The organism is Rhodoferax sp. UBA5149, assembly GCF_002413825.1.
Taxonomy (GTDB): domain Bacteria; phylum Pseudomonadota; class Gammaproteobacteria; order Burkholderiales; family Burkholderiaceae_C; genus Rhodoferax.
Map to the genome: position 1 here is coordinate 19,875 of NZ_DHXT01000118.1, position 11,052 is coordinate 30,926.

General features: G+C 61.4%; 8 protein-coding genes. 2 read left to right on the top strand and 6 right to left on the bottom strand.

Annotated elements, in window-relative coordinates:
- Window positions 1–144: 144 nt before the first annotated feature.
- From B3V69_RS10775 to B3V69_RS10800, 6 genes are all read right to left on the bottom strand, one after another.
- Window positions 145–1,026 (bottom strand): branched-chain amino acid ABC transporter permease, encoded by an 882-nt coding sequence (locus B3V69_RS10775; RefSeq protein ID WP_296446422.1) that lies wholly within the window; start codon window positions 1,024–1,026, stop codon window positions 145–147.
- A gap of 78 nt (window positions 1,027–1,104) precedes the next feature.
- Entirely contained in the window at window positions 1,105–2,355 is a 1,251-nt protein-coding gene (locus tag B3V69_RS10780) for an ABC transporter substrate-binding protein (RefSeq protein ID WP_296446424.1), read from the bottom strand.
- 421 nt (window positions 2,356–2,776) lie between these two features.
- On the bottom strand, window positions 2,777–3,943 hold the full coding sequence (locus tag B3V69_RS10785; protein ID WP_296446426.1) for an alpha/beta hydrolase family esterase: 1,167 nt from the start codon (window positions 3,941–3,943) through the stop codon (window positions 2,777–2,779).
- A gap of 42 nt (window positions 3,944–3,985) precedes the next feature.
- Window positions 3,986–4,411: a CopG family transcriptional regulator gene (locus tag B3V69_RS10790; protein WP_296446428.1), complete on the bottom strand. Its 426-nt coding sequence runs from the start codon at window positions 4,409–4,411 to the stop codon at window positions 3,986–3,988.
- A 302-nt stretch (window positions 4,412–4,713) separates the two neighbouring features.
- Window positions 4,714–5,748 (bottom strand): FAD:protein FMN transferase, encoded by a 1,035-nt coding sequence (locus tag B3V69_RS10795; RefSeq protein WP_296446430.1) that lies wholly within the window; start codon window positions 5,746–5,748, stop codon window positions 4,714–4,716.
- A gap of 19 nt (window positions 5,749–5,767) precedes the next feature.
- Window positions 5,768–6,160, bottom strand: coding sequence for a c-type cytochrome (locus B3V69_RS10800; protein WP_296446432.1), 393 nt, complete (start codon window positions 6,158–6,160; stop codon window positions 5,768–5,770).
- 235 nt (window positions 6,161–6,395) lie between these two features.
- Between B3V69_RS10800 and nosZ the strand changes: the two genes are divergently transcribed.
- Both nosZ and B3V69_RS10810 read left to right on the top strand, forming a co-directional pair.
- Window positions 6,396–8,321 carry a TAT-dependent nitrous-oxide reductase gene (gene nosZ, locus B3V69_RS10805; RefSeq protein WP_296446434.1) on the top strand — a complete coding sequence of 642 codons (1,926 nt, stop codon included), beginning with the start codon at window positions 6,396–6,398 and terminating at the stop codon, window positions 8,319–8,321.
- A 95-nt stretch (window positions 8,322–8,416) separates the two neighbouring features.
- Window positions 8,417–11,052, top strand: a 2,636-nt coding sequence (locus B3V69_RS10810) for a NosR/NirI family protein (protein ID WP_296446436.1), incomplete at its 3' end; no start/stop codon positions are given.

Consider the following 11,052-nt stretch of genomic DNA (forward strand, 5'->3'; position numbering starts at 1 on the left):
AACAACAGGATGTTGATGGCCAGCGTATGGAATGGAAACATCAGTGGGAAGACCGCCAGCAAGGCAATCACGGCCACCGCAGGACGCTGAGCCAGCCGGTTTGGCCATGTTTTCAGGGATGTATTTGATGTGTTCATGGCGAGTTCAGCTCATCAAGCCCTTGCGTCCGAACAGGCCATTCGGCTTGAATATCAGCGTAATTGCCATCAGAGCGAACATGGAAAATTCAGCCAGTTCTGGCTCAAACAGCGTGGTAAAACTGACCACGACGCCGACCAGCAGTCCGGCGGCAATGGCGCCACCGAGCGACCCCATGCCGCCAACGACCGTGATCACGAAAGCTTCAATCAGGATGGGCACGCCCATCTCGGGCGATACCCCGCGCATCGGTGCGGCCAGCAAGCCTGCCAGCCCGGCAATCGCGGTACCAATGCCAAATATCGCCAGCCATACGGTGGAGACGTTGACGCCCAGCACGCGCAAGACCAGTGGATCGCGTGCACCGGCCCGCACAATCAGGCCGAAGCGGGTTTTTTCAAGAAACAGCCACAGCGCCAGCAGCACCACGGCGGTCACGGCGATCAGGAACAGGCGATAGAGCGGGAACATGCCGACGCCGATGTCGACCGCACCTTGCAGTGCATCAGGGGTTTCAAATGGCTCGCCCTGGACGCCGAACGCCATGCGGGCCAAGTCCATCATGACATAGGCGAGACCGAAGGTCAGCAGCAGAGGGTAGTCGATGCCACGGCCATACAAGGGACGCACCAGAAAACGCTCAACCACCATGCCGACCAGGCCGGTGATCAGGGGAACGGCGACCATGCAGATCCAGAAATTGCCAGTTTTTGCGAAAACGAAGACGCCGACGTAGGCGCCCAGCATGAAGAATGCGCCGTGCGCGAAGTTGACAATGGTCAGCAGGCCAAAAACCAGTGACAGGCCAACCCCAACCAGGACATAAATTGACCCGAGTGCGAGCCCGGTGACCAGCTGCTGCACAATGAGATTGAAGGAAAGTTCCATGTACGAACCGATTTGATTTCTGAGTGAACGGACAAAAGCAAAAGCAGGGCGCCTGCCCTGCTTTGCTGCGGAATAAGGTTACGCCTGATGTCCTAGTTCGCTGCATGAACGCAGCTTGCTTTCGTCGAAGTTTTCGACGGCCAGGATCTTGAAAATATCCTGATCGTTCGCGGCAGCCGCACGGTCCTTGGATTCGACGATCAGGACCGACTGCACCGCCTGATGATCGCAGCCACGGAAGAAAACGTTGCCCTTGTACAAATCGCCTTTGATGGCGCGTAAGGCGGTCACCACTTTTTCGGTATCCGTGGTACCGGCGGCTTTTGCCGCGGCCAGTACGTTGTGCACGCCAGCGTAGCCCAGACCGGCATAGTCGGTGGGGTAGAGCCCATTGTGCATGGCCTTGAAACTGTCATTGAGCCGCTTGGCGGAAGGAAGCGTCGCTTCCATGCCCCAGTAGTAACCGGTGCCGCCAATGATGCCTTCGTAGGTTTTGTGGCCATCGACCATGCGGCCGTTATGCATCAGCAGCGGCGCGATGATTTTGACCTGTTTTTTCACGCCGAAATCGTTCGCCTGCTTGAAGGCGATCTGTTGGTCGCGACCGAAGTTGCAGACAATCAGAACATCCGGTTTGAGTGCCAGAATTTTCGGGAAATAGCTGGAGAAATCTGTCGTGCCCAATGGGTGACGGATATCGGCCAGTACCTCCATGCCGAGCGCTTTGCCCGCGGTCTGGAAGCCACGTGCCATCTCATGACCGTAAGCGTAGTCGGCGGTCAGGAAGACAACGCGTTTGCCCATCTTGGGGATGGCGTAGCGGGCCACCGCACCCGCCGTCATATGCGGGTTGAGGCATTCGTGGAAGGTGTAGCGGCTCCAGTCCTTCGCCTCGTTGATGGTGTCCGACTGGCTGATCGAATTGAAAATGATCTGGCGCTGCTTGGTCACGTTGTTGACCGACAGTTGCACGGCGGAGGAGACAGAGCCAACAATGAAGTTGACCTTGTCCTTGTCGATCAGCTCGATGGTGCGGGTCGCCGCTTCCTGCGGATTGAGCTTGTCGTCACGCACCAGCAGTTCTGCCTTGCGGCCAGTCAGACCGCCGGCATCGTTGAATTCCTTGATCGCCAGTTCAGCGCCGCGGACCACGGCCTGGGCTTCGGACGCGAAGGCGCCGGTGAGCGGCACTGGAAATCCAATTCGGATCGGCGCTGTCTGCGCGTGGACCAGACCCGGGAAGGCCATGCTGCCCAAAGCAAGTGAACCACCGCCTGCCAGTGTCTTCAGTGCTTGACGACGTGTTTTGCCATAGATGGGTGTATTCAATTTGTCTCCTTCAGATGAAAAAAAACTTAGGTGAACCGTGCAACAGGATCTTTTTTGACGGCATTCTTTACCGACGAGAAAATCATAGTACATTATTTACCCATTGGTCAATAGGTGCTTTCCTGAGGCCTGGCCGGTCTGGCGCTGGGGCCAAAACACCGGCCGAGATTGCACTCCGCAGCGCCGACCGCTTGGCTGGCGGATTCTGCCCGGTGCCGCCCGGCAGGCTTGAGTTTTAAGGTGAAATCAGGGTGTAGCCCCCGTCGTTCTAGCGTATGCCGCTATTGAATTAATAGTAAACATGGCGGTCATCGCTGACCGACATTGACACCCTCGCTGGCATGGGCTCGTACCCGTCCGGTCTGCCGTGTGGGTTCTTCGGAATAGGCGTTTACCCAATTGCTGGTCGCCGTGTTGACGGTCAGTCCAATTGCCCAAAAAAGAAACGCAGCATCTCATGCGTGGCATCCGGTCCCTTGGCATCGGTGTAAGAGCCGTTCGCTTGGCCACCCGACCAGGCGTGCCCGGCGCCGTGCAGCAGCCAATGCTCGGTCAGAATGTTGCCCTTGTCCCCCAGCTGGGTCGATCGTGTGTAGCGCCGCCCCTGGGCCGAGACGCCGTGTTCCACGCGGGCAGTGCCCGCCGGAAAGGTGTGCGATGCATCGGCCCCGGCGGCGCTGGCCAGCACGGCGGCAATCACCTGCTCCCCATTGCGCGGATGCACCGTCTGGTCCTGGTCGCCGTGAAACACGATGGTCGGCGTCGCTTGCTGCTGTGTCGGCGCGGTCGGCGCCGTTCCAAAGCGGCCGGCCTGGGCTTGGGCGCCTGCGACGCCGCTTTTCATCACGGCGAGAGCCTCCGCCACGTTCTGCGCGGCGCCACCCGGCAAGCCCGAGTGAACACCGACCGCTGCAAAAATTTCCGGGTAGGCCGCAGCCACGAGGGCAGCCATGGCGCCGCCCGCCGACAAGCCGGCAATGAAGATGCGTCGCGCATCCATGCCATGCTGCTTCATCACCGCCTGTGTCAGGCTTGCGAGCAAAGCCGGTTCGCCGCTGCCGCGGCGCTGGTGGTTGTGCTTGAACCAATTCCAGCAGCGTGACGGGTTGGCGTTTTGTGACTGCTCCGGGTACAGCACGAAAAAGCCTTGCGTGCGCGCGTGCTCGTTCATGCCGGTGCCGGCGGCGAAGTCGTCCGGATCCTGGGTGCAACCATGCAGCATCACGACCAGGGGCAGTTGCCGCCCGACATGGCCGGGCGGCGTGTAGAGCTTGTAGCGGCGCGTCAGCCCTGCATGCGTGTGCGTGCCGCTGCTGAACTGCCCGGTGCCGGATTCGTTGGCGGCCGGTGCGCGTGCATCGACCTCGAACACGCAACCGTCCAGCACTAATGGCTGCGTTGTAGGCGCCACGTTCCAACTCGCGCCGAGGTCCGTGGCGCCCGCGTGTGCGTTCGTGGCGCGAGGCGCCGCGCCTGCGCCTGCCGCGCCGCCCAGCGCCCGCTGTATGGCCTGGGTGGCTTCGTTCAAGCGGCCCGCGTGCGTCAGTCGTGTGGCTGCGCGCATCAGTTCCTGGAGGGTGTCGTTCATGCAGACTTTCTAGGGTTGGGAAGGGGCGGCTGTCCGGATCGGTCAGCGCAGGCGGCTGGCCAGCGCGGCCTTCACCGCCGGGCTGGCCTGCAGCGCGCCCAGCACCTCCAGCGAGGCGATGGTGGCCAGAGCCAGCTCGGGCGTCACGTCCTGCGCGATGGTTGCCAGGCCGAGCACGCGAATCTGCAGCGTCTGCTTCGCCGCCTGCAGCGCGCGCAGCTCGTCAGCACTGAAATGCTGCAGGCCCAGCACCAGCATCTTGCGCGCCACCACCTGTTTGACGGCTTCCGAATGCGTATTGAGCTGATTGCGGATGGCGGTGCGGATGAAGTCGGTGCGGTTGCCGTAGAAGCCCTCTGCCACCAGCAGGTCGACCTGCCCCAAGTCGACAAAACCGAGGTTGATGGTGATCTTCTCGGAGTCGGCAAGCTTGGCCTTGATCGGCACGGTTACGGTGTATTGGTTCATTCCTCCATCCTAACACCATCCATGTGGATGGTTTTAGGATGAAAAAAATCAATCGACACCGATTTATCGCGATGTTTCAGGAATCTGGACAGCGTGGCTTTGGCGCCGCCGACATCGCGGAACCGGGGCGCATCAAATTGCTATCAAATACGGAGCTATATGCGCATATTCCACGGGGGCTACAGCTTGATTATTCATAAATAGGCAGGCGCAGAATCCAATGCTTGGTGCGCGCTCACCCGCCGCGCGTGCCCGCGCCGCTGCACGGCCTGGCCGATAACTTTGTCTGAAGCGCTGAGCGCTCAGCCGCGCGCCAGACGCAATGCCATGCCAGGCGAGAGCCAGAGGCTGCTGTCGGCGTCGACAATCAAGGCATCCAGTCCGGCTGTCTGTGCTATCCGGGTGCGACCGGCCTCGGCGCCCGCCACCATGATGGCCGTGCCCACGCCGTTGACCGCCTCCAGTTGCCGGCTGATCAGTGTTACCCCATGCGGCCCCTGGGACGGGTAGCCGGTCTTGGGGTCAAGGATGTGGTGCAAGCGTTTGCCTTCGACCATCACGAAGCGCTCGTAATCGCCGGATGCCGCCACAAAGCCCTGGTTCAATGCCACCACCCCCAGCAACCGATCGGGCTGGCGCGGGTCACGCAGTCCTATGCGCCAGGGTCGGCCATTCAACTGCCCCATCACCAACACGTCGCCACCGCCGTTGATCATGGCGTTGACGACACCGCGGCGCTGCAAATGCTGCAGGCCGACTTGCAAAATGGGATGTTTCGCAATGCCACCCAAATCCAGGCGCATCCCCCGTTTCGCCAGGTAAGCGGTGCCGGCGCGCTCATCGAGTACCAGTCCGTTTTTCTGGTCGACCAGACTCAATTGCTCCGCGATCTGGCGCGCAGAGGGGATCGACGGATGGCCGGGGTCGAAATTCCAATCCCGCAACGAGCCGACCGTGGTATCGAAATCACCATGGCTGGACTGCGCGACCTGGCGCGCCATCAGCAGCACCCGCATCAACTCCGCAGGCACCGGTACCGGTTGCAGCCCGGCCAACAAATTGATGGCACTGACCACGCTGGTGCTGCGATAGCGGCTCATCATGTCCGCCAAACGCGTCATTTCCGCGAACGCCGCGTCGGCTGCGCCGTTCAGGGCGGAGAGGTCGTTGCCCTGCAGCGTCAGGTCCACCCGCGTCCCCATCAAGGTCCGCGAGGACTGATGAATGTCGGCCTTGGCCTGTACCGGCGCCACCACCAGGCCACAGGCCAAGAGCGGCAAGGCGAATGCCAGGCGGCGGCGGCCTAGCTGAATGGAATCAGGGGCAGGGGAGCGCATGGTCTCTCGGCAAGACGGGTCAGCGTGACAGATCCACCATGTACTTCACGGCGGCCTTGACTTCGTCGTCGGTCAGCGCGGGATTGGCACCCCGTGGCGGCATCTGGCCCTTGGCGCCGGTGAAGCCTTCAAGCGCGTGCTTTTGCAACACGTCCATGCCCTGGGCGATGCGCGGGCCCCAGTCGGCCTTGTCACCGGGCTTGGGTGAGCCGGCTGCGCCAGAGGCATGGCACATCGAACAGACTCTGCCAAACACCGATTTGCCCAAGGTGTTCTCGGCGACGGGAGCGGGAGCGGGCGCGGGGGCGGCGACCGGCGCGGGTGCAGCAGTCGGCGCGGCGGCTTCCTGTTTTCCGCAAGCGGCCAGCAGAGCCAGGCTCAGTGTTGCCAGCAGCAGTGTGGGTTTGTTCATTGGAATATCTCCTGGAAATTGAATAGTCATGCCTGTGGCGAAATTTGACAGACGGATTTTCACATGCCAAATGCGTCTCTAAAGATGCATTATATTAGCATGATTGGTTGGCGACCTTTTGATATAGATCAAACTGGCCGACGCCGCTTTCATTCACCATTGCTTTTTGAAAAAAATCGTCTAGTCCGCCCGTTTTGTAACAGAAGACAGTCATTTAACCCATAAGGATTTCATCATGACCCAAGACAAACAGCTGAAACCAACTGCGCAGGCGGGCATCGGACGCCGCAGTTTCATCAACACGGCCGCCCTGGCCAGCTTGGCGGGCGTGGTGGCTTGCACCGAAAAACCAAGCAGCGCCGCGGCGCCCGTCGCCTCTGCGCCTGCGGCAGGGGCGCACGCCAGCGACAACGTCACCCACCTGAAGCCGGGTGAGTTGGACACCTATTACGAACTGTCGAGTGGCGGCCATAACGGCGACATGCGCGTGCTGGGCATACCGTCGGGGCGCGAGCTCCACCGCATTCCCTGCTTTGTGCCGGATGCGCTGGTGGGCTGGGGCATTACCAATGAGTCCAAGAAGATCATGGGCACCAAGCCCGATGGCAGCCTGAAGTACACCGTGGGTGACACCCACCACATCCATGCGTCCTACAAGGATGGCAACTACGACGGTCGTTACGCCTGGGTCAACGACAAGATCAACGGCCGCCTCGCCCGCTTGCGATTGGACTATTTCGTTTGCGACAAAATCACCGAGATTCCCAATATCCAGGGCTTCCACGGCATTTTCCCCGACAAGGCCGACCCGGTCGATCCGAAAATCAACTACACCACGCGTGTGTTCTGCGGTGCAGAGTTCGCTATTCCCCTGCCCAACACCGGCGCCGATGTCAACAAGCCCGAGAAGTACCACTCGCTGTTCAGCTGCGTGGACGCCGAAAGCATGGAAATGCGCTGGCAGGTTCTGATCGATGGCAATTGCGACCTGACCGCCACCTCCTACGATGGCAAATTGGCGGCCACCAACCAGTACAACACCGAGAATGGCGTGCATTACGAGGACATGATGTCGGCCGAGCGCGACGCCTGCCTGTTCTTCAACATCGCCCGCGTCGAGCAGGCGGTCAAGGACGGCAAGTTCAAGACCTATGGCGACTCCAAGGTGCCCGTGGTAGACGGCACGCATGCCGCCAACAAGGACCCCAAGACGGCGCTCACCGCCTATGTTTCCGTCCCCAAAAATCCGCACGGCGTCAACGCCAGCCCCGACGCCAAATACTTCATCTGTGCCGGCAAACTGTCACCCACGGTCACGGTGATAGAGCTGGCCAAGGTGCTGGACTGGTTCGACGGCAAGCTGGAGAAGCTGGACGCCGCCATTGTGGCCGAAGTAGAGGTTGGACTGGGTCCCCTGCACACCGCGTTTGACGGTCGCGGCAACGCCTACACCACTTTGTTTCTGGACAGCCAGATGGTGAAGTGGAATGTGGCGACTGCCATCAAATTCCACGCCGGTGACAAGACGGCCAAATATGTGGTCGATCGCCTGGACGTGCAATACCAGCCGGGCCACGTGAACGCTTCGCAATCCGAGACCCGCGCCGCCGACGGCAAGTGGATGGTGGTGGGGTGCAAGTTCTCCAAGGACCGTTTCCTGCCGGTGGGTCCGCTGCACCCCGAAAATGAGCAACTCATTGACATCTCGGGCGAGAAGATGGTGCTGGTCGCCGACCATCCGGCGCGCGGTGAACCGCATGACTTCATCATCTTCAAGCGCGATCTGGTGCGCCCCAAACAGGTCTATGCGCTGGAAGACTTCCCGCTTGCCACCAAAGACCCGAAGGACTCGGGCGTGGTGCGTAACGGCAAGAAGGTGACCGTCAGGCTGACCTCGCAGGCCCCCGCTTTCAGTTTGCGCGAGTTCACGGTCAAGAAGGGCGACGAAGTGACGCTGATCCTGACCAACCTGGACAAGGTCGAAGACTTGACACACGGCCTTGCTATCCCGAAGTACAACATCCAATTCGTCGTCAACCCCCTGGAGACTGCTTCGGTCACGTTCCTGGCCGACAAACCGGGTGTGTTCTGGTTCTATTGCACCAACTTCTGCCATGCGCTGCACCTTGAGATGCGCTCACGCATGATTGTTGAAGCCTGATTCGGCAGTTTGAAACCATGGTGGCGAGTGGGCTCAGGCCTCCGCCACCGCGCGAGCGTCGTCAGCAGGCGGCGCGCGCCCAGCAGGAATGAACTATGTATTCGCGATGCCAATGGTTGGCGGCCAAGGTGGGCTTCTGCCTAGCCGCATTTTTTCTGCTGCTCGCCCTATCCGCGGGCGGCGCCTACGCGAGCACCGGTTCCTATGACGCGGCGCTGCCGCCCGAACTGAATACCGCCAAAGACCTGTGCGCCTTGGTGCCTTGCGCCGAGGTCTTCCCTGGTGCCAAGAGCTTCTCCGAGCGCATCGGCCAGCCGCCCTACGTGGAGGCCTATGGCGAGCCCGAGGCGGGCAAGAAGAAACTGCTGGGCTATGTGATGCTGTCGACCGACATCACCGACACGCCCGCTTACTCGGGCAAGCCGGTGGTCACGCTGATGGGCATGGACGTGACGGGTCGCTTCGTGGGCATCAAGGTGCTCAAGCATTCCGAGCCGATCCTGCTTTTGGGCATCCCCGAATCGGCCTTGCTGAACTTCATCAAGCAATACATCGGCAAATCAGTGACCGACAAGATCGAGGTCGGCCAGTCGCGACCCGATGAAGGCGTGCTGGGTGTGGACGCGATCTCGGGCGCTACCGTCACCGTGATCACCGAAAACCAGGTCATGATGACATCCGGTACCGCCGTGGCGCGCCAGGTCGGCATCCTCGCGCCGACGGTGCGCGAGCCGGCGCGCTTTGCCGTCAGTGGCCAGCGCCTCAGCTGGGTGCAGCTGGTCAAGCAGGGCAGCGTGCAACGCCTGCTCGTCAAACCCGAACAAGTGGGGAAGCCACGCGACGCCGAGCCCTTCATTGAGCTGTGGTTTGGGGATCTCAACCACCCCGACATCGGAAAAAGCGTACTCGGCGAGAACAGTTGGAACAACCTGCGCATGCAACTCAAGGAAGGCGAGCATGCCTTCTTCGTCATCCGCACGGCGGGTGTCGAATCCTTCAAGGGCTCGGGCTTTGTGCGCGGCGGCATTTACGACCGCGTGCAGGTCAAGCAGGGGGCCGACGCCTTTACTTTCCGCGACCTGGACTATCTGAACCTTTATGGCCTGGAGGCCGCAGGCGCCCCCGCCTACACGGAGTCGGCCATCTTCGTGATCCGTTCCAAGTCTTTCTCGGCAGCCTATCCCTGGAAGTTGTCATTCCTGGGCAGCCGCGTGGACCCCGCCACCGGCGCGCGCAGCTTCGCCAACTTCGGGACCCCGTACTGGCTGGCCGCCGAGCTCTTGCAAGGTGGCAGGCCCGAGGTAAAGGAAGTCGCCGCGCCCTGGGTGCGGGTGTGGAAATCGCGCGCCTTGGCCATTGCCCTGTTCGTCGCGCTGCTGATCGTGGTGACGGTGGTGTACGCCTTGCGGGAACAGCTCACGCGCCGTTCAACGCACAAGAACAAGTGGCCGGTGAACGTTTTCAAGTACAGCGCCTGGGCCTTGAGCATTGGTTTCGTCGGCTTTGGCGCCCTGGCCCAGCCCTCCATCACTCAGGTGCTGACCTGGCTGCATTCGCTGCTGTTCAATTGGACCTGGTCCTTATTTCTTTCCGATCCCTTCATCTTCCTGTTCTGGACCTTCATCATCGTGACCGTGTTCCTGTTCGGGCGCGGGCTGTTTTGCGGCTGGATGTGCCCGTTTGGCTCGCTTTCAGAGGCGGTCTACAAGGTAGCGCGCGTCGTCGGATTCAAGCGCTTTCAGACCCAGTTGCCGCAGGTGTGGCACGACCGGCTGAAATGGGTGAAGTACGCCGTGTTCTTTGGCCTTCTGACGGTGTCGATGTTCTCGATGGGGCTGGCTGAGAAACTCTCCGAGGTCGAGCCGTTCAAGACCACCTTTCTGGTGGGCATCAGCAACCGCCCTTGGCCCTATGGCCTGTTTGTGGCCGTGCTGCTGGGCCTGTCGATTTTCATCGAGCGGCCGTTCTGCAAATACCTCTGCCCGTTGGGCGCGTCGCTGGCCATGCCCAGCACGTTTCGCTGGTTCGGCCTGCGCCGCAAGCAGGACTGCAACAGCTGCAAGGCCTGCGCGGTGGGCTGCGGCGCCCAGGCCATTGATGCCGATGGCCGTATTGACCACCGTGAGTGCCTGCACTGCCTCGACTGCATGATTCTCTACACCGACACCAAGGGCTGCCCGCCGCTGGCCAAGGAACGCAAGCGGCGCGAGCGCGATGGACTCGAGATCACGCCCATCGGACGCGACGGCTACTTCATCCCGATCTACCCCGTGACCGACGGTGTGGTCTCGCAGATCAGCGTCCAGGCCGCCAAGGGGCCGGACCCCCGCATGCCCACCGACCCTGTCTTGCCGCCGCACAAGGTGGGCGTGCGCGGCCTGCAGTGGCTGTGGCTGGAACTGCGCGATCACCTGTGGCCGTGGAGCAGCGAGGGCTGGGCTTCGCAGCGCGCGCTGCAGGCGGCCGGTTTCTCGCTGGCCGTGGCGGCCAGCGTGGCCTGGGTGATGACGGCGATGGGCACCCTTTCCTCGGGTGCCATCATTGGCTGGTGGTTTGGCTGGAGCGTGTACGAGGTGCTGATCCGTCTGTCGGGCCGACGTTATGTGAAGGATGGCCCCTGGTGGCGCGACCACTACCGGGTGGCCGGCGTGATGGACATGATGAGCTACGTGGGCTTCAAGAACCTCTTGATCGGTGCGGCGCTGTTCCTGGGTCTCAAGACGCTGGGGCT

What these genes read in the sequence shown, in the direction of transcription:
- B3V69_RS10775 (WP_296446422.1), bottom strand. Translation starts at nt 1,026, where the DNA reads ATGGAACTTTCCTTCAATCTCATTGTGCAGCAGCTGGTCACCGGGCTC.
- B3V69_RS10785 (WP_296446426.1), bottom strand. Translation starts at nt 3,943, where the DNA reads ATGAACGACACCCTCCAGGAACTGATGCGCGCAGCCACACGACTGACG.
- B3V69_RS10800 (WP_296446432.1), bottom strand. Translation starts at nt 6,160, where the DNA reads ATGAACAAACCCACACTGCTGCTGGCAACACTGAGCCTGGCTCTGCTG.
- B3V69_RS10790 (WP_296446428.1), bottom strand. Translation starts at nt 4,411, where the DNA reads ATGAACCAATACACCGTAACCGTGCCGATCAAGGCCAAGCTTGCCGAC.
- nosZ (WP_296446434.1), top strand. Translation starts at nt 6,396, where the DNA reads ATGACCCAAGACAAACAGCTGAAACCAACTGCGCAGGCGGGCATCGGA.
- B3V69_RS10795 (WP_296446430.1), bottom strand. Translation starts at nt 5,748, where the DNA reads ATGCGCTCCCCTGCCCCTGATTCCATTCAGCTAGGCCGCCGCCGCCTG.